Origin of the sequence: Methylobacterium sp. NFXW15 (assembly GCF_049887755.1) — a bacterium.
GTDB lineage: Bacteria > Pseudomonadota > Alphaproteobacteria > Rhizobiales > Beijerinckiaceae > Methylobacterium.
In genome coordinates, this window is sequence record NZ_JAGEKG010000004.1 from 39,642 (window position 1) to 63,650 (window position 24,009).

General features: G+C 66.7%; 26 protein-coding genes and 1 other RNA gene. 17 read left to right on the forward strand and 10 right to left on the reverse strand.

Annotated features, from left to right (window positions below):
* Positions 1–3 precede the first annotated feature (3 nt).
* The 5 genes from nadC to lptB all read left to right on the forward strand — a co-directional run bounded on the left by nadC (position 4) and on the right by lptB (position 5,324).
* Entirely contained in the window at positions 4–858 is an 855-nt protein-coding gene (gene nadC, locus J4O73_RS10195; protein ID WP_426216970.1) for a carboxylating nicotinate-nucleotide diphosphorylase, read from the forward strand.
* A gap of 186 nt (positions 859–1,044) precedes the next feature.
* Positions 1,045–2,889 carry a molecular chaperone HtpG gene (htpG, locus tag J4O73_RS10200; protein WP_426216972.1) on the forward strand — a complete coding sequence of 615 codons (1,845 nt, stop codon included), beginning with the start codon at positions 1,045–1,047 and terminating at the stop codon, positions 2,887–2,889.
* A 169-nt stretch (positions 2,890–3,058) separates the two neighbouring features.
* On the forward strand, positions 3,059–3,790 hold the full coding sequence (lptC, locus tag J4O73_RS10205; protein WP_426216973.1) for an LPS export ABC transporter periplasmic protein LptC: 732 nt from the start codon (positions 3,059–3,061) through the stop codon (positions 3,788–3,790).
* On the forward strand, positions 3,787–4,443 hold the full coding sequence (locus tag J4O73_RS10210; RefSeq protein ID WP_426216975.1) for an LptA/OstA family protein: 657 nt from the start codon (positions 3,787–3,789) through the stop codon (positions 4,441–4,443). The genes lptC and J4O73_RS10210 overlap by 4 nt, the downstream gene beginning before the upstream one ends.
* 92 nt (positions 4,444–4,535) lie before the next feature.
* Complete coding sequence (lptB, locus tag J4O73_RS10215) at positions 4,536–5,324, forward strand: LPS export ABC transporter ATP-binding protein (RefSeq protein WP_426217703.1); 789 nt, start codon at positions 4,536–4,538, stop codon at positions 5,322–5,324.
* A 113-nt stretch (positions 5,325–5,437) separates the two neighbouring features.
* Here lptB and J4O73_RS10220 read toward each other — a convergent pair whose 3' ends face one another.
* A complete protein-coding gene (locus tag J4O73_RS10220; RefSeq protein ID WP_426216977.1) occupies positions 5,438–6,592 on the reverse strand; it encodes a dimethylmenaquinone methyltransferase in 1,155 nt (384 codons plus the stop codon).
* 375 nt (positions 6,593–6,967) lie between these two features.
* Between J4O73_RS10220 and J4O73_RS10225 the strand changes: the two genes are divergently transcribed.
* The gene (locus J4O73_RS10225; RefSeq protein ID WP_426216979.1) at positions 6,968–7,624 is read left to right on the forward strand and encodes a transglutaminase-like cysteine peptidase; all 657 of its coding nucleotides are present in this window, start codon (positions 6,968–6,970) and stop codon (positions 7,622–7,624) included.
* Here J4O73_RS10225 and J4O73_RS10230 read toward each other — a convergent pair.
* Positions 7,621–8,493 (reverse strand): 4-(cytidine 5'-diphospho)-2-C-methyl-D-erythritol kinase, encoded by an 873-nt coding sequence (locus tag J4O73_RS10230; RefSeq protein ID WP_426216981.1) that lies wholly within the window; start codon positions 8,491–8,493, stop codon positions 7,621–7,623. The two genes, J4O73_RS10225 and J4O73_RS10230, sit on opposite strands and share 4 nt — an antisense overlap.
* 68 nt (positions 8,494–8,561) lie before the next feature.
* Positions 8,562–9,743: a gephyrin-like molybdotransferase Glp gene (glp, locus tag J4O73_RS10235; protein ID WP_426216983.1), complete on the reverse strand. Its 1,182-nt coding sequence runs from the start codon at positions 9,741–9,743 to the stop codon at positions 8,562–8,564.
* A gap of 179 nt (positions 9,744–9,922) precedes the next feature.
* Here glp and J4O73_RS10240 point away from each other — a divergent pair, with 179 nt between their 5' ends.
* From J4O73_RS10240 to J4O73_RS10270, 7 genes are all read left to right on the forward strand, one after another.
* Positions 9,923–11,056 (forward strand): aminotransferase class V-fold PLP-dependent enzyme, encoded by a 1,134-nt coding sequence (locus tag J4O73_RS10240; RefSeq protein WP_426216985.1) that lies wholly within the window; start codon positions 9,923–9,925, stop codon positions 11,054–11,056.
* A gap of 69 nt (positions 11,057–11,125) precedes the next feature.
* Positions 11,126–11,282: non-coding RNA, 6S RNA (ssrS, locus tag J4O73_RS10245), on the forward strand.
* Positions 11,272–11,874 (forward strand): 5-formyltetrahydrofolate cyclo-ligase, encoded by a 603-nt coding sequence (locus tag J4O73_RS10250; RefSeq protein WP_426216987.1) that lies wholly within the window; start codon positions 11,272–11,274, stop codon positions 11,872–11,874. The genes ssrS and J4O73_RS10250 overlap by 11 nt, the downstream gene beginning before the upstream one ends.
* Positions 11,871–12,689 carry a TIGR00282 family metallophosphoesterase gene (locus J4O73_RS10255; RefSeq protein WP_426216989.1) on the forward strand — a complete coding sequence of 273 codons (819 nt, stop codon included), beginning with the start codon at positions 11,871–11,873 and terminating at the stop codon, positions 12,687–12,689. Before J4O73_RS10250 ends, J4O73_RS10255 begins: the two co-directional genes overlap by 4 nt.
* Positions 12,690–12,797: 108 nt before the next feature.
* On the forward strand, positions 12,798–13,079 hold the full coding sequence (locus J4O73_RS10260) for a hypothetical protein (protein WP_426216991.1): 282 nt from the start codon (positions 12,798–12,800) through the stop codon (positions 13,077–13,079).
* Positions 13,080–13,239: 160 nt separating this feature from the next.
* Complete coding sequence (locus tag J4O73_RS10265) at positions 13,240–13,449, forward strand: hypothetical protein (RefSeq protein WP_426216992.1); 210 nt, start codon at positions 13,240–13,242, stop codon at positions 13,447–13,449.
* 243 nt (positions 13,450–13,692) lie between these two features.
* On the forward strand, positions 13,693–14,340 hold the full coding sequence (locus tag J4O73_RS10270; protein ID WP_426216994.1) for a DUF2147 domain-containing protein: 648 nt from the start codon (positions 13,693–13,695) through the stop codon (positions 14,338–14,340).
* Between the two features lie 73 nt (positions 14,341–14,413).
* Here J4O73_RS10270 and fabI read toward each other — a convergent pair whose 3' ends face one another.
* Both fabI and J4O73_RS10280 read right to left on the reverse strand, forming a co-directional pair.
* The gene (fabI, locus tag J4O73_RS10275; protein WP_426216996.1) at positions 14,414–15,238 is read right to left on the reverse strand and encodes an enoyl-ACP reductase FabI; all 825 of its coding nucleotides are present in this window, start codon (positions 15,236–15,238) and stop codon (positions 14,414–14,416) included.
* A gap of 106 nt (positions 15,239–15,344) precedes the next feature.
* On the reverse strand, positions 15,345–16,271 hold the full coding sequence (locus J4O73_RS10280; RefSeq protein ID WP_426216998.1) for a DnaJ C-terminal domain-containing protein: 927 nt from the start codon (positions 16,269–16,271) through the stop codon (positions 15,345–15,347).
* A 202-nt stretch (positions 16,272–16,473) separates the two neighbouring features.
* On the opposite strand from J4O73_RS10280, the gene J4O73_RS10285 reads away from it, so the two are divergent.
* Positions 16,474–16,854 (forward strand): VOC family protein, encoded by a 381-nt coding sequence (locus J4O73_RS10285; RefSeq protein ID WP_426217000.1) that lies wholly within the window; start codon positions 16,474–16,476, stop codon positions 16,852–16,854.
* A 3-nt stretch (positions 16,855–16,857) separates the two neighbouring features.
* Here the strand turns inward: J4O73_RS10285 and J4O73_RS10290 are convergent, their stop codons facing one another.
* Together J4O73_RS10290 and J4O73_RS10295 are read right to left on the reverse strand one after the other, a co-directional pair.
* Entirely contained in the window at positions 16,858–17,706 is an 849-nt protein-coding gene (locus J4O73_RS10290) for a Crp/Fnr family transcriptional regulator (RefSeq protein WP_426217002.1), read from the reverse strand.
* A 131-nt stretch (positions 17,707–17,837) separates the two neighbouring features.
* The gene (locus tag J4O73_RS10295) at positions 17,838–18,638 is read right to left on the reverse strand and encodes a glycoside hydrolase family 25 protein (protein ID WP_426217706.1); all 801 of its coding nucleotides are present in this window, start codon (positions 18,636–18,638) and stop codon (positions 17,838–17,840) included.
* A gap of 276 nt (positions 18,639–18,914) precedes the next feature.
* On the opposite strand from J4O73_RS10295, the gene J4O73_RS10300 reads away from it, so the two are divergent.
* Positions 18,915–19,358, forward strand: a complete 444-nt coding sequence (locus J4O73_RS10300) for a DUF488 family protein (RefSeq protein WP_426217004.1) — start codon at positions 18,915–18,917, stop codon at positions 19,356–19,358.
* A 9-nt stretch (positions 19,359–19,367) separates the two neighbouring features.
* Here the strand turns inward: J4O73_RS10300 and J4O73_RS10305 are convergent, their stop codons facing one another.
* Complete coding sequence (locus J4O73_RS10305) at positions 19,368–19,739, reverse strand: DUF6894 family protein (RefSeq protein ID WP_426217006.1); 372 nt, start codon at positions 19,737–19,739, stop codon at positions 19,368–19,370.
* Between the two features lie 41 nt (positions 19,740–19,780).
* Positions 19,781–19,984: a hypothetical protein gene (locus J4O73_RS10310; protein WP_426217007.1), complete on the reverse strand. Its 204-nt coding sequence runs from the start codon at positions 19,982–19,984 to the stop codon at positions 19,781–19,783.
* Between the two features lie 198 nt (positions 19,985–20,182).
* Here J4O73_RS10310 and otsB point away from each other — a divergent pair, with 198 nt between their 5' ends.
* The gene (gene otsB / locus J4O73_RS10315) at positions 20,183–20,926 is read left to right on the forward strand and encodes a trehalose-phosphatase (protein ID WP_426217008.1); all 744 of its coding nucleotides are present in this window, start codon (positions 20,183–20,185) and stop codon (positions 20,924–20,926) included.
* Positions 20,927–20,951: 25 nt separating this feature from the next.
* Here the strand turns inward: otsB and mqo are convergent, their stop codons facing one another.
* A complete protein-coding gene (gene mqo / locus J4O73_RS10320; protein ID WP_426217010.1) occupies positions 20,952–22,655 on the reverse strand; it encodes a malate dehydrogenase (quinone) in 1,704 nt (567 codons plus the stop codon).
* 300 nt (positions 22,656–22,955) lie between these two features.
* On the opposite strand from mqo, the gene J4O73_RS10325 reads away from it, so the two are divergent.
* Complete coding sequence (locus J4O73_RS10325; RefSeq protein WP_426217708.1) at positions 22,956–23,903, forward strand: glucokinase; 948 nt, start codon at positions 22,956–22,958, stop codon at positions 23,901–23,903.
* The last annotated feature ends 106 nt before the right edge of the window (positions 23,904–24,009 follow it).

Sequence of the window (24,009 nt, forward strand, 5' to 3'; positions counted from 1 at the left end):
TTCGTGACCGACATTCTCCCCCTGCCGCGGCTCCTCGTCGAGCCGATCGTGCGTGCGGCCCTGGTCGAGGATCTCGGCCGGGCGGGCGACATCACCACCGATGCCATCGTCCCGCCGGGCGAGCGGATGCGCGGTGTCATCGCCGCCCGTCAGCCGGGGGTGATTTCCGGGACGGACGCGGCGGCGATTGCCTTCGCGTTGGTCGACCCCGAAGTGCGCGTGAGCGTCGAACGCGGCGACGGTGCCCGCGTCGCCCCCGGCGACGTAGTCCTGCATCTCGATGGTCCCGCTCGGGCGATCCTCACCGCCGAGCGGGTGGCTCTCAACCTGCTTTGCCGCCTGTCCGGCGTCGCGACTGCCACGAACGGTTTGGTCGAGGCGGCCCGACCGCACGGCAAGGCATCGATCGCCTGCACCCGCAAGACGACGCCGGGCCTGCGCTCCCTGGAAAAGCACGCGGTGCGGGCCGGGGGCGGCTCGAACCACCGGTTCGGTCTCGATGACGCAGTGCTCATTAAGGACAACCACATCGCCGTGGCCGGTGGCGTAAGGCAGGCGATCGAGCGGGCGAAAGCCCGCGCCGGCCACCTCGTGAAAATCGAGTGCGAGGTCGATACGCTCGATCAGCTGCGCGAGGCCCTGTCGGTCGGTGTCGATGCCGTGCTCCTCGACAACATGAGCCCGGCGACGCTCGCGGAGGCTGTGTCGATCATCGATGGCCGAGCCCTGTCCGAGGCGTCGGGGCGCATCACCGTCGAGACCGTGGGGGCCGTCGCGGCCTCCGGCGTCGATCTGATCTCGTGTGGTTGGATCACCCACTCGGCGGCGATCATCGATCTCGGTCTGGACGCGATCTGAACACCCCCACGTCATTGCGAGCGAATGCGAAGCAATCCAGGGATGCTCCCCGCCTGATGGCGTCCCGCTGCCCTGGATTGCTTCACGGCGTTCGCAATGACGGAAGCGGGGGAACGGATTGAAAACGGCCGCGCTCGCGCGCATATGCGCGGCGCCATTTCCTTAAATGAACCGGAGGTTCAATCCGTGAGCGAGACGATCGAGCGGCACGAATTCGGGGCGGAGGTAGGCCGTCTCCTCGACCTCGTGGTGCACGCGCTCTACTCCGACCGTGAGATCTTCCTGCGCGAGCTGGTCGCCAACGCTGCCGACGCCATGGACCGGCGTCGGTTCGAGGCGCTGACCAGCGAGTCCAGCGCCCTTCCGCCGGACGCGAAAGTCCGCATCGCCCCCGACAAGGAGGCACGCACCCTCACCATTTCCGATGCCGGCATCGGCATGGCCAAGGACGACCTCGCGTCGAGCCTCGGCACCATCGCCCGCTCAGGCACCCGCGCCTTCTCGCAAACGCTCGAATCCGCCAAGGCCGAGGACCGGCCGAGCCTGATCGGCCAATTCGGCGTGGGGTTCTATTCGGCCTTCATGGTAGCGGACCGCGTGACCGTCACGTCCCGCAAGGTCGGCTCGGACGAGGCCTGGACGTGGGCCTCCGAGGGCCAGGGCAGCTACACGCTGGAGCCCGGTACGCGTGCGGAGCCCGGCACCGACATCGTCCTCCACATGAAGGAGGATGCGGACGAGTATCTGGAGCCCTATCGGCTCGATCATCTCGTGCGGAAGTGGGCGGACTTCATCACCGTGCCCGTCGCCATCGTGCGCGACGGCAAGGACGAGGCGGCCAACCAGGGCACCGCCCTGTGGCGCAAGTCCAAATCCGAGATCTCGGAAGAGCAGTACACCGAGTTCTACCACGCGCTCGGCATGAACTTCGACAAGCCCTGGGCCACGCTGCATTGGCGGGCCGAGGGGCAGCTCGAATTCTCGGCGCTCCTCTTCGTGCCAGGCTCGAAGCCGTTCCAGCCGATCGAGAACGAGCGGCAGAGCAAGGTGCGCCTGCATGTGCGGCGCATGTTCATCACCGATGAAGCCGAGTTGCTGCCGTCCTGGCTGCGCTTCGTGCAGGGTGTGGTCGACACCGAGGATCTGCCCCTCAACGTGTCGCGCGAGATGCTGCAATCGACCCCGGCGCTCGCCCGCATCCGTAAGGCGGTGACCGGCCGGGTCATCACCGAGCTGACGAACCGCGCCAAGAAGGGTGAGGATTACGAGGCGTTCTGGGAGAACTTCGGCCCTGTCCTGAAGGAAGGGATCTACGAGGATTTCGAGCGTCGCTCGGAGATCGCCCCTCTGCTGCGCTTCCGCTCCTCCGCCGTCGAGGGCTGGACTTCGCTCGCCGACTACGTGTCCCGGATGAAGGACGGTCAGGAGGCGATCTATTATCTCGTCGCCGACGATGCCGAGGCGTTGAAATCCTCCGCGCAGCTCGAAGGGTTTCGCGCGCGTGGGCTCGAAGTGCTACTCCTGTCCGATCATGTCGATGCGTTCTGGCCGGACCAGCTCGGCGCCTTCGAGGAGAAGAAGCTTCAGTCGGTCACGAAGGGCGGCCTCGACTTGTCGAAGTTCGCCGCCGAGGGCGGTGAGGCCGAGGCCGTCGAAGGGCTCGATGCCTTCGTAGCGGCGGTGAAGACAGCGCTGGCCGACGAGGTGGCCGATGTTCGCGTCACCGATCGGCTGGTCGACAGCGTGGTCGTGCTCTCGGCAGGCGGTGCCGGTCCCGACCTGCAGATGCAGCGGCTCTTGCGGCGGGCCGGTCGCGCCGGTGGGGCGGGCAAGCCGACGCTTGAGATCAACCCACGCCACGCGCTCATCCGAACCCTGGCGGCGTCGCCCGAATCACAGGTGCCGGAATCGGCCGGGATGCTCCTCGATCTCGCGCGGATCCAAGATGGCGACAGCCCTCGCGACCCGGCTGCCTTTGCCAGAAAGGTGGCTTCCGCCCTCGCCGAGGCCTCCCAAACACCAAAAGAGTGACGGCGCGCACCTGCCACGCCCCGCGATGATTGATCATTCGGAAACGTGGGAGTCATAACTTCGCCACCGGCTGGGATCATCCCAGCCGGATGCGCGGGCGCGGTGGGGGCCGCAGGCGCAAACTCACTGGCATGGCGAGAAACCAGAAGTCTCGCCCATCGGACGCGGCATGAATCTCGTCGAGGCTGAAGCCGGCAATGGACAGGCTGTCGCGGCAACGCGCAGGCGCGTTCATGCCCATGCCTACCGCCACAGCGGTCGGGTCCGCCGCCTGCGGCGCGTGATCCCCGTGGTGGCCGGTGGTGCCACCGTGCTGCTGCTCGCCTATCTGTTCAATCCTTTCGCGGCGAGCCTGCCCGGTGTCTCCGTTGGACCCGTCACGCTGGCGGGCTCCAAAGTGAAGATGGAGAATCCGCGCCTTTCCGGCTTCCGCAAGGGCGATCGCGCCTATGAGGTGACGGCCGAGGCGGCGCTGCAGGATGTCCGCAAGCCGAGCCAGATCGAACTGCAGCAGATGCGCGGTCACATCGCGACCGATGACAAGGGTGGGATTGCCCGGCTCTCGGCGGCATCGGGCCTGTTCGATAGCGCCCGTGAGGCGCTGGATCTGAAGGACAACATCCGCGTCTGGACCGACAAGGGTGAGGAGGCGCTGCTCAAGACGGCGGCCATTGCCTTCAAGACCGGCTCCATCGTCTCGAAGGAGCCCGTTACCGTCACGACACCCAAGGGCACCGTGGATGCGGACGGGCTCGACGTCGTGGAGAACGGCAAGGTCATCTCGTTCATCGGCAACGTGCGCGTGGTGATCAATTCCGAAAGCCCGGACCCGGCGAAGGGGGACAAGCTGAAGGGCACGATCCTCACCTCGGATGCTGCGTCCGCGGAGCCCCGGCCATGAGTGTCGCTCGCTTCGGTGCCCTCGCGCTCGCCCTCGGCTTTGCTCTTGTGGCCCCGGCCCAGGCCGAGAAGGCCGCCAAGGGGGATTCGTCTTCGGCCTTCGGCAATATCGGCGGCGGCGGCAAGGAGCCGATCAAGATCGACGCCGACCGGCTCGACGTGTTCGACAAGGAAAACAAGGCGATCTTCGCCGGGAATGTCGTCGCGGTTCAAGGCGAGAGCACGATCCGCTGCACGACCATGACCGTCTATTACAAGCGCGGGAAGGACGCCGCCTCGAAGGACAAGTCCGGCGAGGGCAGCGACGATCAGACCTCGAAGAACCCCGCCGAGAACGGCATTAAGAAGGTCGAGTGCGCCGGGCCGGTGACGGTGACCCAAAAGGATCAGGTCGCGACCGGCGACAATGCGGTGTTCGACCAGGATGCGAAGCGCATCGTGCTCACCGGCAATGTCGTGCTCAGCCAGTGTCAGAACGTCACCCGCGGTCAGCGTCTCGTCTACGACATGGCAAGCGGCCGCGCGAATATGGACCCGGTGGCGGGCGGGCGCGTCTCGGCCATGTTCGTGCCGGGCGAGAAGTCCGATGGCAAGGACACGAAGGCCAAGGGGTGTAGCGTCCCGCCGGCGAAGCCGCGGGCACAAGCCAATTGAGCGACACCGTGGCTCTCCAGGCCGAGCCGGGGGCGACGGCCCGCCCCTCGCTGCTCGGGCGGCTGTTCGGCCGTAAGCCCAAGTCGAGCCCGGTGGCGACCGCGACCACGATCGCGCCGGACGAGGTATCGTCTGTCGAAGCAGTGGAAGAGGGCGGCCCTGGAATTCTCTGCGTGCGGGGCCTGCGCAAGAGCTACGGAGCGCGCACGGTCGTCCATGAGGCGGGGCTGACGGTCCATACCGGCGAGGCGGTTGGCCTCCTCGGGCCGAACGGCGCGGGCAAGACCACGATCTTCTATATGATCACCGGCCTCGTCGCCGCCGACCGGGGCCAGATCACCCTCGACGGCCTGCCGATCACGCATCTGCCGATGTACCAGCGGGCGCGGCTCGGCATCGGCTACTTGCCGCAGGAAGCGTCGATCTTCCGGGGCCTGTCCGTCGAGGACAACATCCGCGCGGTGCTCGAAGTCGCCGAGCCCGACCGGAAGGAGCGGGCGCGCAAGCTCGAATCCCTCCTCGAAGAGTTCGACATCGCCCGCCTGCGCAAGTCGCCCTCCATCGCATTGTCAGGCGGCGAGCGGCGGCGCTGCGAGATCGCCCGCGCGCTCGCTTCGTCGCCGACCTTCATGCTGCTCGATGAGCCCTTCGCGGGCATCGATCCCATCGCGGTGGGCGATATTCAGGATCTGGTGAAGCACCTGAAGCAGCGCGGGATCGGCGTGCTGATCACCGATCACAATGTGCGCGAGACGTTGGGCCTGATCGACCGCGCCTACATCGCCCATTCGGGCCGTATCCTCACCGAGGGCACGCCCGAACAGATCGTCGCCGACCCGGAGGCGCGACGCCTGTATCTCGGCGAGGATTTCCGGCTCTAGGCCCTGTCGTCATTGCGAGTGCAGCGAAGCAATCCAGGACGGCTCGCCGTTCTAAAGCGTCCTGCTGCCCTGGATTGCTTCGCTAACGCTCGCAATGACGAAGGAAAGCTCTATCAGCCCTTCCAGTTCTTGAGTGCCGCGAAGGGGCTATCCGAACCCGCAGGCTTCTCCGGGTTCAGAACCGGCTCCACCTGAGAAATCGCATCCGCCAGCGAGAAGGCCGAGCCGCTTTGCAGGCGTCCGCCCGCCGCATCGCGATGGCCGCCGCCGCGGAACAGGCGAGCGCCGTCGAGCGCGGTGCCGTCGACCGAGCGGAACGAGAGCGTCCCCATGCGCTGCACGTTCACAACCCGCTTGGTCCGCCCCGCCTCCATGATCCGGTCCGAGACGCGCTGGAACATGCCGGAATCGAGCCCGAAGGAGAGTAGCGTCCCATCCTTCAGAGGCCGGAACAGCGTGTCCGAGCGGGCGAGCGCGCGGGCGAGCCGCGAGCGCGTGGTCAGGCCGGCATCGTCGTCGGGCTCGTTGGCGAGCAGGTCGTCGACGATGCGGGTTCGGATCGCCACAGCATCCTGTTCAAGCTGCGCAGGGGTCGCGCCTTCGCGCAGCCGGGCGCCCGCCGCCATCAGCAGAGCCGAAACGAACCGGTCGTGCCAGGGATGACCGGGCGGGATCAAACCCGTGGCGTTCTCCCAGAAGATTTCGTCGAGGGCGATGCCGCCTGGGAAGGCGGGGGATTCCTTGCGCCACAGGTCGAGGGCGTCGATCGCCGCGATCAACGCCGTCAGGTCCTCCGCCCGCTCCGGCTCGCGCGTGCCGAAGAGGGCACGATGCGTCATCGTCATCGCCGACGCGCAGGAATCCTCCTCGATCAGCAGCGTGATCTCGGGATCGTTGAATTCCGAGCGCGACAGGCCGGGCCGGTCGGCGACCGGCATGGGCTCCAGTCCCTGGCGAGCGAGCTGCTCGGCTGAAGAAGCGTGGTGGTCGAGGACGACGAGGCGGTGCTTCTCGCTGTCCCGGCGGCGATTCATGGCGGCGAACCGCTTGAGCCCGGCGATGGTCTGCTCCTCAAGGCCGAGATCGGTCATCAGAAGCGTTTCCGACGCCTGAGCCTTGCCGAGGCGCTTCACCTCCTCCTCGAAGACCGGCCCAACATCGCTGTAGCGCGGGACATGGATAACGCGCTCGACCTCGGCGCAGGCGGCGGCCACGGTCGAGGCGCCATAACCGTCGAGGTCGTGATGGGTGATCTGGGTCAGGCGCACGCGCTCTCGGCTCCGGCTTCTTCGGGGGTCGCGCCGTCTGTACGCTGCCGGAACGCCGCAGGCGAGAGAAAGCCTCACGGTTCGGCCATTCCGCCGGAGGGCGGTCGACCCAGCTAACGTTTCGTTAATCAAGTCCCTCCACCCGGCGGTCTGGGGCGCCCGGTAGGTTTCTGACCCTCCAAGACATTGGCGGATAATGATTTTGCTCAGCCCTCACGTTATTAACCGTCCCGAAAAATTGGTTCGACGTGTCAGGAAGTGGCCAAATTGCTGCCCACTCCTCACAGCATTAACCTTTTGTTAAGGGGGCGATTGCGGTCAGGCCTCCGTCGTGAGAGCTTTCGTTAACGAGAGCTAAACGGTTGGGTCACGGCGATGCTGTTCGCGGCTTCCAAGATGCGGGATGCGGTTTCCACGCTGCGGCGTGGGCTCGCCGTCGTCGCCGTCGCCACCGTCGCGATGACGGGTGGGGCCGCTGCCCAGACGCTGGCCAGCCTGTCGACCTCGGACGTGGGAGCTAAGGTGCGAGGCGACGCCAAGCCGATCGCCGCCTGGACCACCTTCTGCCAGGATTACGCGGCGGAATGCGCCGTCGACCGTAGCGAGCCGGCTCGGATCACCCTGACTCCGGCGATCTGGAGCACGATTACGGCCGTCAACAAGCGTATCAACAAGTCGGTCGAGCCGATGACCGATATGGACCATCTCCATGTCGCCGATCGCTGGGACCTTGCCGAGGACGGCATCGGCGATTGCGAGGATTTTCAGCTTCTGAAGCGTCATCTCTTGGCCGAGGCCGGATTGCCGCGCCGGGCCATGCGGATGACGGTCGTGATCGACGAGAAGGGTGAGGGTCACGCGGTCCTGACGCTGATCACCGATCGGGGCGACATCGTGCTGGACAACAAGACCAACGCGATCCTGCCCTGGCACCGCACCGGCTACGTCTTCATCAAGCGCGAGAGCCAGGATGCGACGGCCTGGGTGTCGCTCGGTGGCGCGACCTCGCCGGTCACCACCGCCAATCGTTAACGCAGGAAGGTCGGAGCGATCCACCAGCCCGGATGGGCGGCGCGCAGACGCTTGGCCGCCGCAACCGCCGCGTGACGATCTTCGAACAGGCCGAACACTGTGGCGCCCGAGCCGGACATGCGGGCAAGGCGACTTTTCTGACCCCGCAGGGCCGTGAGGCATTCGCCGATCACCGGGGCGACCGTCAGCGCCGGGCCTTCGAGATCGTTGCGGGCCGGATCGAGCGCCGTAAGCAGCGCGCCGCTAGTCGAGTCTGCCGGAATCTCGGGGTGATGGGCGCCTGGAAGGGTTTGCCCGACCGTCAGGCCAAGAGCCTTGAAGACCGGCGCGGTCGGCACCGGCACGCCGGGATTGATCAGCACCGCAGGCAGGGCAGGAAAATTCAGGGCCGGGCCGACATCCTCGCCTGCGCCGCGCATCATACGCCCGCGCGGATCGAGGCAGACCGGCACGTCGGCTCCCGTCTCGCGGGCGGCCGCCACCATCGCGGGATCATCGAGCCGCAGGCCGTTGAGGCACGCGAGCAGCCGAAGGGCCGCTGCCGCGTCGGACGAGCCGCCGCCGATTCCCGCCGCCACCGGAAGACGCTTCACGAGGTGGAAGGCTCCGAGCTTCAGGCCGGGCACCTTCGCTTCCAGTTTCCGTGCCGCCCGGATCACGAGATTGTCCGCATCAGGCCCCGCGGGGCCTGCGGTCGGTCCGCTCACCGTTAGGGAGAGCGTCTCCCCGGCGCGCAGGGTCAGGCGGTCGGCCGTGCCCGCGAAGGCGACGAGGCTTTCGAGCACGTGATAGCCATCGGCCGGGCGCCGCCCGAGGACGTGCAGCGTCAGGTTCACCTTGGCGGGCGCGCGATCTGTCAGGAGGGTCACGGCGAATCCGCGGCTGGATGACGGGCGGGCTCGGGCCTACAGGCCGGACCGGTTCCCGGCAAGGCGCGTCAGCCGAGCGGGTGCGCCCGGAAGGGCAGCAGGTCGCCGGGGCGGATTGCCTCGCAATCCTCGTGAAGTTCGGCGAAGCCATCGCTGGCGGCCAAGCCGGACAGAGCGCCGGTCGGCGCCGGCATAGCCACCGACAGGCTATCGTCCCCCGGCCGGAGGCAAACGCGGAGGTACTCACGCCGTCCGAGCCGCTTCGTCATGGCGAAACCACTGCGCACGAGGGGGAGGGGGGCTTCCTCCGCGCCGCCGCCGAGATGCAGGAGGACCGGCAAGAGGATCGCGAGTGCCGTCACATAGGCGGCTCCGGGATTGCCGGGCAAGCCGACGAAGGGCGTGCCGCCGACCTCGCCAAAGGCCAGCGGGCGACCCGGCTTGATGGCAAGGCGCCAGAGGGCAATGCCGCCCGCCCCTCCCACGGCCGCGCGAACATGATCCTCCTCGCCCACCGATACTCCGCCGGAAGTGACGATCAGGTCACAACCGGAGGCTGCTTCCGCGAGACGTCTTGTGACGATGGCGGGATCGTCGCGCAGGATGCCGAGCTGAAGCGGAATCGCGCCCCAGCGCGCCAAGAGGGCGGTGAGCATCGGCCCGTTGGCATCGTGGATGCCGGAAGGCGCGAGTCCGTCGCCTGTCGCCGTCACTTCGTCACCCGTCGAGAACAGCCCGACCCGCAGGCGATGCCGTACGGGGAGTTCGCGCAGGCCGAGGGCGGCAGCCAGCGCGATATCGCGGGCACCCAGACGGCGCCCGGCCGGAACGGCGAGATTTCCCGCCCTCACATCCTCGCCCGCGCGACGGCAATTGGCGCCTCGGGTCAGGCCTTCGGGAAGCCGAACCGCCCCGCCTTCGACGTGGACATCCTCCTGCATCGCCACGGTGTCGGCACCGGGGGGCAGGGGCGCGCCGGTAAAGATGCGTACGGCGCCGCCCGGCGGGATCGCGGGGGCGGACGCGCCTGCCGGAACGCGGGCGGCGACCGGGAGAGGTGCGCCCCCCCGATCATCGAGGCGGAACGCGTAGCCATCGACGGCAGAATTATCGAAAGGCGGCAGCGACAGCGGCGCGAACACGTCCTGCGCCAGAATGCGTCCAGCCGCCTCGCCCAAGATCAACCGTTCGACACCGGCCGAGATCGGCAGACGCCCACGGATCAACGCGAGGGCGTCGGCGACCCGCATTGGCGCAGGCTCGTTCGCAGGGGCGTCGCAGCTCCGAAGACTCATGGCAGAGGACTAAGGCGAGTTGGGACGCGTCGGTTCATCGTCGCTGTGAACCGTCACGGGATGCGGCATGCGCATGCGGGGATCAAGCCCGGCGCGGGTTTCGCCCGCTGCGGACGATCCCTTAGGCTGACACCATGGAATCGAACCCGATCCTTCCGAGCCAGCGTCGGCACTTCGAACTCCCCGAAGGCGTGAGCTACCTCGATGCGGCGGCGTGGTCGCCGCTGCCCCATGCGGCGCGCGCGGCCGGTGAAGCCGGCATCCGTGCCAAGAGCCAGCCTTGGTCTCATTCGCGAACGGCTTTTCCGCCGCAGACCGAGCGGGCTCGGGCACTGGCTGCGGCGCTGATCGGCGCTTCGCCGAACGACATCGCCATCGTCGGCGCGGTGAGCCATGCGATGAGCATCGTTGCCCATCAGCTCGCGCTCTCGCCGGGCGGTCGCATCCTGCGCGTCGCGGATGAGTTTCCGTCCCTCTGCCTGCCTTTCGACCGACTGGCCGCGCGATGCGGGCTGATCGTCGAGGTGGTCGAACGGCCTGCGGATGGTGATTGGACGCAGGCGCTGCTCGCGGCCATCGCCCGGCCGGGGGCGCCGCCGCTTTCCCTCGCGACGCTGACGCCCCTGCACTGGATGGACGGCACTCTCATCGATCTCGACCGCATCGCGCCCGCCGTCCACGCTTCGGGAGCCATCCTCGTCATCGACGCGACGCAAGCGGTCGGGGCCATACCCGTCGATGTCACAGGCTGGCGACCGGATTACCTCGCCTTTCCCACCTACAAGTGGACCCTCGGCCCCTACGGCCTCGCCTTCCTCTACGCGGCACCTCACCGGCAGGATGGCCTGCCGCTCGATGAACACAACGGTAACCGGCCCCCGGCCGTCGGAGCCCGGCGTTACGACAGGGGTGAGCTGCACGATCCCGTCGCCCTGCCCATGGCGGCCGAGGGCCTGTCGCTCGTCGCGGAATGGGGGGCGCCCGTCATCTCCCAGCGCCTCAAGGTGCTTACCGACCGTCTGGCGCATGGATGCACGGCTTTGGGTCTGGAGGTCGCGCCGCCATCGCTACGGGTGCCGCATGTCCTCGGTGTGAAGCATCCGGATGGTCTGCCGGAAGGCATCGTCGCGAAACTCGCCGAGCGGAAGGTCTTCGCCAGCGAGCGGGGAGGGGGCCTGCGATTCAGCCCCCACGTCTGGGCCGAAGAGGGCGATATCGACTCCTGCCTCGCCGCCCTCGCGGATCTGTCTCCCGTCATCCCCCGCTAGGGAAGGAGCCTCGCCGTTTTCTCGCGGATCACCCTGGCGCGGAGATCGGTGCGAGGCTACATAGTGGAGGCGGGGCTGCAGAGTTCGTCAGGAGCACTATCCCCGGGGCCTTATCGACTCCCTCGGGAGCTGTCACTGGCCTCGTCCCTGGACCTGGCCAACACGGCGCCCACCTACTCTGTAGGTTTCCCGGGATCGATCCTCCAACGGCTCACGTGGCTCCGCACCCTGATCCTCATTCGCTGGCGGCCCGTAAGGCCGAGACCCGCCGCGCGGCCTTGACCGCCCGCGATGCCCTCGACGTCGACGCCCGACGAGAGGCCTGTTCGGCCATCGCCAGCAGGCTCCTGACGATCCAGCCGCTTCTCGATGCATCCTTGGTCGCCGGCTATTGGCCGATCCGCAGTGAGGTCGACCCCCGCCCGGTGATGACGGCGCTGGCGGCGCGTGGCACCCGGATCGCGCTGCCGCACGTCACGCCCGGCGGTCTCGTCTTCCGGGAATGGAAGCCCGGCGACGCGCTGGTGCGTGGTGGCTTCGGCCTGAGCGAGCCGGACCCTTCCCTACCGGAAGTGGCGCCCGACGCGCTCCTCGTGCCGCTTGCCGCCTTCGACCGCGCGGGACGCCGCCTCGGCTATGGGCGCGGCTATTACGACGGTGCCATTGCCCGGCTGTCGCAGGGTCGATCCCTGCTGACGATCGGCATCTGTTACGCCGCGCAGGAAGTGCCCGAAGTGCCGGTGGAGCCGCACGACAAGTCGCTCTCGGCCATCGTCACCGAAAACAGCGTACTCCAGTTCGAAGGTCCGCGCGCATGAGGCTCCTGTTCCTCGGCGACGTGGTGGGGCGTCCCGGACGTTCGGTGGTCCTCGACCGTTTGCCCAACCTGCGCGAGCAGTGGCGGCTCGATTGCGTGGTGATCAACGGTGAGAACGCGGCGGGCGGCTTCGGCATTTCGGAGGCGATCTGCGACGAGTTGATCGGCGCGGGTGCCGACGCGGTCACGCTGGGCAATCACAGCTTCGACCAGCGCGAGGCGCTGGTCTTCATCGGGCGGCAGGAGCGGCTGATCCGCCCGGCTAATTACCCGCCGGGAACGCCGGGCCGGGGCGCTACCATCGTGGAGACGCAAGCCGGGGCACGGGTGCTCGTCGTCAACGTGATGGGCCGTGTCTTCCTCGACCCGATGGACGATCCCTTCGCGGCGGTGGAGCGCGAGATCTCCGCCTGCCCGCTTGGCGCGGCAGCGGATGCCATTGTGGTCGATGTCCATGCCGAGGCGACGAGTGAGAAGCAGGCGATCGGCCACTACCTCGACGGGCGGGTCAGCCTCGTTGTCGGCACCCATACGCACACGCCCACCGCCGATCATCGCATCCTGCCGGGCGGCACCGCGTACATGTCGGATGCGGGGATGTGCGGTGATTATGATTCGGTGATCGGCATGCAGAAGGATGAGCCGATCCGCCGGTTGATCCAGAAGACACCCGGCTCGCGCTGGGAAGTCGCTGGCGGTCCAGGCACGTTGAGCGGAATTGCCATCGAGACCGGGCCCGATGGACTTGCCACCAAGGTCGCCGCCATCCGCATCGGCCCCAACCTCGAAGAGAGCAAGCCGGGTTTCTGGGAGTAGCCCCGAGCCCGGCGCACTTGTGAGCCGGGCAGAGAGGCGTACTATGCCGGTAAGTGCCGTACCGCACATGTCTGTGTCTAAGCGGCGGTCAACCGGGAGGACGTTCTCATGCTCAACAGCACGAGCCTCATCAAGTCGTCGTGGATCGCGGTCGAAGTTGGCCGGGAGCGGGCCGAGCGCGTCCTCGTGGTCGAGACCTACATCGCGGTGAGCCCGCTCGAGCCGAATTTCGACCCGGTACAGTACGAGAAGGTCGTGTCCTGCGTACGCGGCGTGCTGGAGCGTCACTCCGAGATCGACCGTGCCTCGATCCTCAGCATGCATCGTGGCTCGGGCTGCACTGCCCTGTTCCGGGACCGGCCGCTCGAAGCGACCCGCCCGGCCGCCTGAACGATCTCCCCTCATAGCTGTCGGCGTCAAATGGCCCGGGGCTCGCTGCCCCGGGCCATTTTGCGTGAGGGCCTGTCATTGACGCGTCATTAGAGCTGTTCTAATTAAGAACTACGGGCGGGGCCAACGTCTCCCGCCGCAAGCTTTGAGGAGAACGAGCATGGCCGGTACCGCGAATGCGTCCTGCGAGAGCTGCCGCTTCTACGACGAGCACAAAGGCAACGGCGCTGTCGCAAAGGCCGACGAGGGCCTCTGCCGCTTCAACCCGCCGATCAGCCAGCCGGGTCCCGATTCGAAGGGTTTGTGGCCGGTTGTCGCCACCCATGATTGGTGCGGCCACTTCACCGCCGAGATGACCGCCGCCGAGTAATCCGGCGCATCTCATGAGAGCTTCGGAGGGGCTGGTGCCATGCACCGGCCCCTTCGTTTTTCCGGCACCACGACGTCCCGCGCAAAAGGCGTTGTTCGAAGCGCGCTGTCATCATCCGGCCACCATCGGGCGTGAGACGGCTCACGGCAGCATCGGTGCCGCCCGTCGGGAGCGGCATGGGGCGCCTCGGCGAAGGCAGGGTCTGGTCATGGCCTGCGGCGCGCGATGGAGGAGAGTTTAGGGATGATGTTTCGCTTGCTCGGTCGCCGCGCTGCGCCGCTGGCGCTGTTCGCGCTTGCGGCCTTCGCCGGTCCGGCCCGCGCCGCTACACCGACCGACCCCAGCGGCACCTACCTCACTGAGGATGGGCGTGCGCGCGTCCGCTTGGAAAAGTGCGGCGCCGCCAATGACAAGCTGTGCGGCTACGTCGTGTGGCTGAAGGTTCCCCTGAATGACAAGGGTGAGCCGCGGACCGACTTCAAGAACCCCGATCCGAAGAAGCAGGCCCGGCCCTCGCTCGGCCACCAGCTCATCATGGGTTTGAAGCCCAACGACGAAGCCCGCTACGAGGGGCAGATCTACAATTCCGAGGACGGCAAGTTCTACAAGGTGACGATCTGGACGGAGACGCCCGGCGAGTTGACCGTGAAGGGCTGCCTGATCGCGTTCCTCTGCAAGTCGCAGACCTGGAATAAGGTGACGGATCTGATCCCCGGCCAGCTCGGTGGTCCGACCAACGGCCCGAACGGCCCGCGTACCGACCCGGAATACATGCCAAAGCCCGCAGCGGCGACGGCGCAGAAGCCGTCGGCCAAGGCACCCGCCAAGCCTGCGACCGGCAACGCCGCGCCGCACGCGCCGGCGGCTCAGGCTCCCGCTGCCGACGAGTAGGTCGGCATAGAGGTCCGCGAAAAAGGGCTGCCCCTCCGGGCAGCCCTTTTTCGTTCTGAGGCCATCCGGCCGGTCAATCCCGGTCGAGGGAGAGGTCCGGCGCCTCGGGATTCTTCATGCCGACCACGTGATAGCCCGCATCGACGTGCAGGATCTCGCCGGTCATGCCGGCGGCCATGCCGGAGATGAGGTAGGCCGCCGTCTCGCCGACTTCGCCGATCGTAACCGTGCGGCGCAGGGGCGCGTTGTACTCGTTCCACTTCAATATGTAGCGGAAGTCGCCGATGCCGGAGGCGGCGAGCGTCTTGATCGGCCCGGCCGAGATCGCGTTGACTCGGATATCCTTCGGCCCGAGATCGGCGGCGAGGTAGCGGACGGACGCTTCGAGGGCCGCCTTGGCCACGCCCATCACGTTGTAATGGGGCATCCACTTCTCGGCGCCGTAATAGGTCAGCGTCAACAGCGAGCCGCCCGGCCGCAGGATCTTCTCCGCCCGCTGCGCTACCGCCGTGAACGAGTAGCAGGAGATCAGAAGCGACTTTGTGAAGTTCTCCTCGGAGGTTTCGAGGTAGCGCCCCGTCAGCTCATCCTTGTCGGAGAAGGCGATGCAGTGGACGACGAAATCGATCCCCTCCGGAAAGATCCGCGTCGCCTCGGCGAATACGGCATCGATCGAGGCCGCATCCGTGACGTCACAATGGCCGATGACTTGGGCGTCGAGCTCCTTGGCCAGCGGCTCCACGCGCTTGCGCAGGGCATCGCCCTGATAGGTGAAGGCCAGTTCGGCGCCGTGGGCGCGGGCGCTCTTGGCGATACCCCAGGCGATCGACCGGTTGTTGGCAACTCCGAGGACAATCCCCCGTTTGCCCGCCAGAATCCCGTGCCCGTGTTCCGCCATGACGCTTCCCGGTGTAACGCGGCGCCGGTAGCGCCGGGGGTTCCCTTACCGGAGGCGCGGCGAGGACGGAAGTCCGGCCCGCGCCTGTGCGGGCCGGAAAGCAACCTCAGCCGACGCGGGCGGCCCGGCGAGCGCGGGCGAATTCGGCCAGCGCCTCGTCATCGCCAGCGGGAAGGACGATCGCCGTGACGGCGAAGAGGTCGCCGCGCGTCCCGTCCTTCTTGGGCAGGCCCTTGCCGCGCAGGCGGAAGGTGCGGCCCGAGCTCGTCATCGGCGGCATCTTCATCTCGACCGCGCCGGTCAGGGTCGGCACGCGGATCGTGCCACCAAGGATCGCATCATCGAGGGGAACTTCGACGCTCGCCCGCAGATCGGCACCCTCCACCTTGAAGCGCGGATGCGGCTGGATGCGGATCGTCAGAAGCGCGTCCCCAGGCTCCGCGCGCATGCCGCCGGGATGGCCGAGGCCGCGCAGCCGGATCGTCTGACCGTCCACGACGCCCTTGGGGATCATCACATCGACCTCCCGACCGGTCGGAAGGTTGAGGCGCAGCTTGTCTTCGCCGCCGACCTGCTCCAGCGTTACGATCAGTTCGGCGGCGACATCCTCGCCCTTCGCGGCCTGACGGGCGCCCGGCCCGGCACCGCCCGCGCGGAACGCCTCCCCGAATATGTGCGAGAAGATGTCCTCGCCCATGCCGCCACCGGGTCCACCACGCCCGCCGCGAGCCATGGATTCGAAATCGAAGCCACGGGCGCCGCCGCCGCCGCCGCCGAAGCCGCCGAACCCCTCGAAGCCGGCTGCGCGCGGGCGCCCGTCGGCGTCGATCTCGCCGCGGTCGAACTGCTTGCGCTTGTCGGCATCGCCCAGGATCTCATAGGCCGAGTTCACTTCCGAGAAGCGATCCTTGGCCTTGGCGTCGGTCTTGTTGCGGTCGGGGTGGAATTCCTTGGCAAGCTTGCGATAGGCCTTCTTGATGTCGGCCTCGCTCGCAGCTTTGGGCACGCCCAGAACGTCGTATGGGTTGCGCATCGGTCGTAAGTTGCTTTCAGCGAAGCGGGAACGGCTTCCATGTGGGAGCCCTGTTGCATCTCTGCAACGGTCTGATCGCCAAAAGTCTGCCCGAACGTGTCCGTCGTCAAGCGCAGACTCTGCGGGCCGATCCGGCTTTCGACGCATCGCCAGGGCGTGTCCAGCGACCTACACTCGACGATCCCGAAGCCGAGCGAATTCCATGACCTATCGTTGCGATCACGTCCATTTGCGCAGCCGCGATCCCGTCGCTGCCGCTGCGTTCTACGTGGAGATGTTTGGTGCCCGCGAAACCGACCGTATCGGCGGCGAAACCGTCCAACGGGTGATTCTCGATCTGGGAGGCCTGGCCGTCTTCATTGAGCAGGCGCCCGAGGAGGCACACGCGCCTCTGACGACGCCGTGCCTCGGCCTAGAGCATATCGGACTCGCCGTCGAGGATATCGAATCCTCTGTCGCGGAGCTGAAGGGCAAAGGAGTCTCCTTCAGGACCGATATCATCGCGCGCAGCCCGACCCTGCGCATCGCCTTCTTGGATGGGCCCGACGGCGCGGTGATCGAGTTGCTTCAGCGCGCGGCTTGAACGTCAGGGATCCACGCGAGAGCCGGAGCCTTTTCCGGCCCAGCTATCGACGCGCCGCCGGGCCTCGGCCTCGGGATCCGTCGCCATGAAGCGCGGTTGGGGCTGGTCGATCGCGATCAGCCCGTGATCGTCGTACACGGCGCCGAGTACGGTGCGGTAATGGTCGCGCACCCGCGCGTGACAATCGCAGGACGCCGCCTCCATTCCGAGACGGTTCAAAATCGTGATCCTGCCCCGGCCCACCTTGATCAGCCCCTGATCCTGCAAGATCCGCAGAATGCGCGTGAGGTAGGTCCGCTGCACGCCGAGCATCGCGGCAAGCAATTCGTGGGTGATCGGCAGGACAGGTGAGCCGATCCGGTCGTGAAGGGTCTGCAGCCAACGGAGACAGCGTTGATCGATCGGGTGCAGGGCATTGCACGCCGAGGATTGGAGCACCTGGGCAAGCATGCAATCCGAATAGCGGGCGAAGAGATCGCGCACATGCCGCGACTGCCGTTTGGCCTCTTGGAGGGCAAAGGAGTCCATCCGCAACATCGGCCCGGCGATCTGCACCACGGCATGGGTCGAGGCAGGGACGTAACCCTGGCTCACGACACCGCCGACCGCGCCCTCATGGCCGATCGTGGCCGTCTCGGCGCTGCGGCCATCGCTGGTGGTGATCACCAGGGTCACGACCGCATGCTCGCAGGGAAAGGTGATGTGCGTGACCGGCGACCCCGCCTCGAAAATCGTCGCCCCTTTCCCGCAATTCAACGGTTCAAGATGAGGCAACAGAAGATCGCGGTCGGGACCGCGAAGCGCCTTCAGCAGAAGGTTCGTTTCGAGGCGAGCAGCTGTGTCGGAAGCCATAGGTCGGTAGAAGTGTCGTTTTTCTTCCTACTCCCTAACCACTTACAAGCGGTCCGTCTGTTCACCAATAGACCGAAATTGAAGAATTTCCTGACTTTCGGAGGATTTCTTACGCCCGTTCGAGTATCGGCTTATTTATCGGTACAAATTCCCTGCGATGACAAGCGCTTGTGATCTCTCGGATCACAATCCGTCGATAGGAAGGACGCCCAGTCCGAGGGGGTCCCATAGAAAGCGTTACGATCTACGTCGCCACGCACACCAGGAACGCGCCCGGTCGATGTGAATTGCCACAGCATCCAGCGCCGGTTCACGAAGCGTTGCTCAGGCTCGGCGGCGGTGGAGCGCAGCCAATGCGGGTAATCGGGCAATTCGCCTTCCAAAACATCTTTATGGAAAGTGATATCGGTGTAGATGATCGGTCGCTTGCCCGTATAGCGCTCCATTTCATCGAGCATTTCCCGCACCATGGCGAGGGCTTGCTCTTTCGGTAGCTTGCGCGGGCACGTCTGCGAATGACCGTTCCATTCGACATCAAGAACCGGGGGCAGGGCGGTCGGATCGTTGGGAACGTTCTTCTTGAACCAGTTCATCTGATCGCGGGCGGAGCGGCACCAAAACACGAAGTGGTAGGCGCCGCGCGGAACGCCCGCCGCCGCCGCCCCGTCCCAGTTCGCGCGGAACCGCTCGTCCACGTGGTCGCCACCCTCGGTCGCCTTGATGAAGGCGAACTGGGTGCCGGCCGCGCGCACGGAGGCCCAGTCGACCGGGCCCTGCCATTTCGAGATATCGATGCCCTGGATCGGATGAAGCTTGGCCTTGGCCACGCCCGGATGGGGCTTCACGTCGCCCTTGGTCGGATAAAAATCGCTGCCGTTGGAACACGCCGCCAGCCCCGCCAGGGCCGCGACTGCGAGAACACGGCGCGACATCCGGATCACCGCCGAGAGAGACGCACCCAAGGCGCCCTCGCAGAGCGATGAAGACACTCGATCCCCCAACATCAGCGCCACCGCCCGTTTCTCAGAAAAGCGCCAAGGACAGGCGTATTCGATGACCCCTGCTCAGTTAACGGACCTTTGCGATCATTGCGGCGGAATTCCGGGAAGCGTGTCTTGCCAGTGACATGGCCGCTGCGGGACGGGGTTGGAGGAAGCGTCGGCAACGGCTAAGTCCCGGCGGAGCAAGGGAAGTCGGGCCGGGCGCGCGTGAGCAAGACACTGTTTACCATCGGCTACGAAGGCCTCGATCCAGAGAGACTCACAGGCGCGCTCCGCTCGGCGGGCGTGTCCGTGCTGGCCGATGTCCGGGCGGTGGCCAATTCGCGCAAGCGCGGCTTCTCGAAGAACGCCTTGAAAACGGGGCTCGAGGAGGCTGGGCTCGGCTACGCCCATCTGCGTGCGCTCGGCACGCCGAAATCCGGGCGTGAGGCCGCGCGGGCGGACGATGCCACGCTGCTGAAGCGGATCTATTGCGAGGAGGTGCTGGAGACGGCGGGCGGCATCGCGGCCCTCGATGAGCTGCAAGCTCTCGCCGCGAAGGCGCCGACCTGTCTCCTGTGTTTCGAGCGCGACCCGGCTCGCTGCCATCGCCGCCTGCTCGCCGAGCGGCTGGCGCCGCGCGGTTTCGTCGTCACCGATCTGTTCGGCTGACGCCGCCCGTCAGGGATGCGCAAGCGACTGGACGCGGGCGCTCACCGCCCCGGCAATGCGCCGCATCGGCTTCAGGGCCGCGCCGAGGAAGGCCGAGGGGCGTTCCGTGCGCTCTTCCGGCCGACGACGGGCCGGATCGGCCACGGGCGCCACGGGCAGGTAGAGCGCCTCGAAGAAGGAGATCTCCATCAGGTTCTCGCCCGCCTCGTTCGTGACGACGAGGGACGCATCCAGGAGCTTCGCCTCGCCTCCGTGGCGCTGGACGAGACCGCGCACGACGGTCGAGGCGACAAGGCGCAGAGCCGCCGCATCGCCGACCTCCTGGCCGACGCGATCCGGCACGACTTGTCCGTTCACGATGATGTTGAAGAAGGCACGCATGAGTGGCGAGGCTTTCTTGCGAGGGAGGCGAGGCCTGGGGATCAGGCCGCTTCGACGCCGGACGGGGGTTCGGCAGCCGATTTCGGATCGAAGGCATCCGCCAGCAGGCTGATACGGCGGGCCATGTCGCGGACCTCGTTGAGGGCGATGGACTTCTGGCCTTCCTTCACAGCCCGCGTGATGTCGCTCACCTGCGCCGTGGCGATGCGCTTCAGTTCCTCGGCAAGTTGCTGGCTTGTCATCATATCCGCTGTCCGGCGAAGGAATGGCGGCAGGTTCGGCCGGTCGAGTTACCATGACGTATCCTCGGCCGGTGAAAGGCTGTGGATTGAGTGGATCGCCCACTCCACCACACTTCCCGTTGCGCGCATCGGCCCGCGCGCTACCTCCGCCACTGGCTGCCTCGTTCGCCGAGGCGCCGTCATGCCGCCAGGATCGTTGCGATGGATTGCGCCCTCTTTCTCGACTTCGACGGCACCCTCGTCGACATCGCGCCGACGCCCGATGCCGTGAAGGTGGAGGAGGGCCTGATCGAGAATCTCGAAACGCTGCGGCGGCGCCTCGGCGGTGCGCTCGCCATCATCAGCGGACGGCCGATCGCGCAGATCGACGGGTTCCTGGCGCCGAGCCTGCTCGATGCGGCGGGGCTGCACGGGGTCGAGCGGCGACGCGACGGCGACCTCGAAGGGGGGCGGCCGGAGGATCACCCGGCCCTTCGGGCTCAGGTCGAGCGGTTGCAAAGAGAATCTGCGCCGCTCGCTCAGGTGTTGATCGAGGACAAGGGTGCCTCCGTCGCCGTGCATTGGCGGCTCGCCAGCCCGTCGGATGCCGAGCGCGCGGAGACGCTGGTGAAGCAGGCGGCCGAGGCGCTCGGCGGGGATTATCGTTTGCAACTCGGCAAGGCTGTGGGCGAGATCGTCCCCGCCAAGGCGACGAAGGCCGTCGCCATTCGTGCCTTCATGGCTGAGGCTCCCTATGCCGGGCGCCGTGCCGTTTTCCTGGGTGACGACAAGACCGACGAGATCGCGTTCGTCAGCGTCGCGGAGGATGGGGGCGTCGCAATCCGCGTGGGCGACGGGGACACCGCCGCCGCCCGGCGCTTGCCGGACCCCGCTGCCGTGCGGGCGCTCATCGCGTCTTGGGCCGCCGGAGAACCGATCGACCCGGACGCATTGCCGCCCGCATAGAACGCGGTACGGCTCGTGGGCGACCTTACGGAGCCATATCCGGCACGGGCTTCACGACCGAATCCGCCGGGGCGTCCGGGGTCGGCATGGAGGCCTCGATCCGCGGAGGCGGGGTCAGCTGTAGCGTCTCGCTGGTCATGGCGAGGGATTCGAAGGCCCGCTGCGGATTGTCGTTGAGCTTCGTGCCGTAGCTCGGGATGATGCGGCGGATTTTCTCCTGCCACTCGGGCGTCGCGACCTTCTTGGCGAAGACCTTCTCGAGCACGGAGAGCATGATCGGCGCGGCGGTCGAGGCGCCGGGCGAGGCTCCGAGCAGGCCGGCGATGCTGCCGTCCTTCGACGCGACGATTTCGGTGCCGAGCTTCAGCACGCCGCCTTTCTCAGCATCGCGCTTGATGATCTGCACGCGCTGTCCGGCCTGCCACAGGCGCCACTCGCCCTTCTTGGCGTTGGGGAAGTACTCGCGCAGGGCCTGATAGCGATCCTCGTCCGAGAGCATCAGCTGCCCCGCGAGGTATTCCACCAGCGGATATTGATCGATGCCGACCCGCATCATCGGCCAGATGTTGCTGGTCGTCGTCGAAGACAAAAGGTCGAAGTACGAGCCTTCCTTCAGGAACTTGGTCGAGAAGGTGGCGAACGGCCCGAACAGCAGCACGCGCTTGCCGCCCAGCATCCGGGTGTCGAGATGCGGTACCGACATCGGCGGGGCGCCGACGGAGGCCTTGCCATAGGCCTTCGCAAGGTGGAGCGAGGTCGTATCGGGATTGTCGTTCACGAGGAACGAGCCGCCGACGGGGAAGCCCGCGTACTCGTCGGCTTCCGGAATGCCCGACTTCTGAAGCAGGTGAAGGGCCCGGCCGCCCGCGCCGATGAAGACGAACTTGGCGTCGATCGCCTCGACCGCGCCGGTCTTCACGTTACGGATCGACACGCGCCAGGAGCCGTCGCCGTTGCGGGTCAGGCTTTCGACCTCGGTGCCGGTCTTCAGGTCGAACTTCGGCTGACTCTTCAGATGGCCGACGAACTGCCGGGTGATCTCGCCGAAATCCACATCGGTGCCGATGGGAGCCCAGGTGGCGCCGATCTTCTGCTTGGGGTCGCGACCCTCCATCATCAGAGGCACCCAGGACTTGATGCGCTCCGGATCGCTCGAAAACTGCATGCTCGAGAAGAGCGGACTGCCCTTCAGCGCCTCATGACGGCGCTTCAGGAAATCCACGTTCTCGTCTCCCCACACGAAGCTCATATGAGGGGTGGAATTGATGAAGCTGCGCGGGTTCTTGAGAACGCCGTTCTTCACCTGCCAGGACCAGAACTGACGTGAGATCTGGAAGGACTCGTTGATGGCGACGGCCTTGTCGATCGTCACCCGGCCCTTCGTATCCTCAGGCGTATAGTTCAGCTCGGCCAGGGCGGAATGCCCGGTCCCGGCATTGTTCCAGCCGTTGGAGCTCTCCAACGCGACGCCATCCAGACGCTCGACCATTTCCATCGACCAGTCCGGCTCCAGCTCGCGCAGCCAGATCCCGAGGGAGGCGCTCATGATGCCGCCGCCGATCAGCAGGACATCGACCTTGCGAGTATCCGCTGCCGCTTCCGCAATCGTCGAGGGCAGGGCGGCGACGGCCGCGCCCGTCAGCGCAGTACCGATAAGTTGCCGACGGTTCACGTTGCCGGAATTATCGTGCTCATTAAGGGTCGGATAGCGGTCGTCAGCGTCGATCATCAGGAAGGATCAGCCCCAAGTTGCAAAATTATATTTGTCGAATGGCGAAACAAAATTTGACGGCGGTAGATGCGACACTGCCTGGCTGATGCTCAAGCCTGTGCACACGCATCGGGGGTGCGCGTCGAGTGCAGAACAGGGTGGATGAGCGGGCGGGATAAGGCGCTCTTCCCGTAGCTCCCGCCATTTGCCACACAGGGCGCTCAGGCCCGTGCGGCAGTGGCAAGGAGGCTAGCGTCGATGTTCGAGTTCCCGGTCCTCATCGGCGACATCGGCGGTACGAATGCCCGCTTTGGGCTGGTGGAGCGTCAGGGCGCCAAGCCGCGCCTGCTCTCGCACGAGGCGACGGCCCAGCATCCCGATCCGTCCTCGGCCATTCGCGCCTCGCTCGCGAAGGCGGGAGACGGATTGCCGCCGCCGCGCTCGGCCATCCTCGCCATCGCCGGTCGGGTGGACGGTCCCGAGATCCGGCTGACGAATGCCGATTGGGTCGTGTGTGGCGAGCGCATCGCCGGGGATTTCGGTTTGTCCTCGACCGTGATCGTGAACGACTACGTGCCCGTCGCCGCCGGTGCGGCGGATATCGAACCGCATGATCTCACGCCGGTCGGGCGATGCCCTCCCGTGCCCGGCGGTGCCCGCGTCGTGCTGGGCCCCGGCACGGGTTTCGGTGCGGCGGCCCTCGTCCCCTATTCGGCTCACCTCGCGATCGTGTCGACCGAAGCGGGTCACACCGATATCGGCCCGGCCGACGCGTTCGAGGAAAAGGTCTGGCACGCGCTGGAACGCGTCGAGGATCGCATCACCGTCGAGACCATCCTCTCCGGCCCGGGACTCGCCAGGCTCCATGCGGCCGTCGCTCACGTCCGCAGCGGCCGCCCGCACGACAAGATCGATCCCGCCGCTATAACGGAGGCCGGGTTGAACGCCTCCGATCCGCATGCCGTGGAAACTCTGGCCCTGTTCGCCCGGCTGCTGGGCCGGGTCTGCGGCGACCTCGCCCTGACATTCCTCGCGACGAGCGGCGTCTATATCGGCGGCGGCATCGCTCCCCGCATCCTACAGGTTCTGGAGGAAAGTGGCTTTCGCGACGCCTTCGAGCGCAAGGCGCCCTTCGCCGCCATGATGCGGGACATCCCGACAAGCGTCATTACCGTTCATGACCCGGCCTTCAATGGGCTTTCGGCGTTGGCGAGCGAAGGCGAGAAATTCGTCTACCACGGGCAGGTGTGGCGCCGTCCCGCCTGATTCAGTCAGCCGTTTCGTTCATGGGAGCGCCGGCTAACGGCATGAGCCATGCGATAAATGCATGGACGGTGACAGTCGAAACGGTTTGTTTCCCTTCGTATCGCGC

Coding starts and splice junctions, on each gene's coding strand:
- J4O73_RS10310 (WP_426217007.1), bottom strand. CDS start 19,984: ATGATGACAAGCCAGCAACTTGCCGAGGAACTGAAGCGCATCGCCACG.
- fabI (WP_426216996.1), bottom strand. CDS start 15,238: ATGGCGGAACACGGGCACGGGATTCTGGCGGGCAAACGGGGGATTGTC.
- J4O73_RS10240 (WP_426216985.1), top strand. CDS start 9,923: ATGGAATCGAACCCGATCCTTCCGAGCCAGCGTCGGCACTTCGAACTC.
- J4O73_RS10210 (WP_426216975.1), top strand. CDS start 3,787: ATGAGTGTCGCTCGCTTCGGTGCCCTCGCGCTCGCCCTCGGCTTTGCT.
- J4O73_RS10225 (WP_426216979.1), top strand. CDS start 6,968: ATGCTGTTCGCGGCTTCCAAGATGCGGGATGCGGTTTCCACGCTGCGG.
- otsB (WP_426217008.1), top strand. CDS start 20,183: ATGGATTGCGCCCTCTTTCTCGACTTCGACGGCACCCTCGTCGACATC.
- J4O73_RS10265 (WP_426216992.1), top strand. CDS start 13,240: ATGGCCGGTACCGCGAATGCGTCCTGCGAGAGCTGCCGCTTCTACGAC.
- glp (WP_426216983.1), bottom strand. CDS start 9,743: ATGCGGGTCGCCGACGCCCTCGCGTTGATCCGTGGGCGTCTGCCGATC.
- J4O73_RS10280 (WP_426216998.1), bottom strand. CDS start 16,271: ATGCGCAACCCATACGACGTTCTGGGCGTGCCCAAAGCTGCGAGCGAG.
- J4O73_RS10295 (WP_426217706.1), bottom strand. CDS start 18,638: ATGTCGCGCCGTGTTCTCGCAGTCGCGGCCCTGGCGGGGCTGGCGGCG.
- J4O73_RS10290 (WP_426217002.1), bottom strand. CDS start 17,706: ATGGCTTCCGACACAGCTGCTCGCCTCGAAACGAACCTTCTGCTGAAG.
- lptC (WP_426216973.1), top strand. CDS start 3,059: ATGAATCTCGTCGAGGCTGAAGCCGGCAATGGACAGGCTGTCGCGGCA.
- mqo (WP_426217010.1), bottom strand. CDS start 22,655: ATGATCGACGCTGACGACCGCTATCCGACCCTTAATGAGCACGATAAT.
- J4O73_RS10305 (WP_426217006.1), bottom strand. CDS start 19,739: ATGCGTGCCTTCTTCAACATCATCGTGAACGGACAAGTCGTGCCGGAT.
- J4O73_RS10285 (WP_426217000.1), top strand. CDS start 16,474: ATGACCTATCGTTGCGATCACGTCCATTTGCGCAGCCGCGATCCCGTC.
- J4O73_RS10260 (WP_426216991.1), top strand. CDS start 12,798: ATGCTCAACAGCACGAGCCTCATCAAGTCGTCGTGGATCGCGGTCGAA.
- J4O73_RS10270 (WP_426216994.1), top strand. CDS start 13,693: ATGATGTTTCGCTTGCTCGGTCGCCGCGCTGCGCCGCTGGCGCTGTTC.
- J4O73_RS10255 (WP_426216989.1), top strand. CDS start 11,871: ATGAGGCTCCTGTTCCTCGGCGACGTGGTGGGGCGTCCCGGACGTTCG.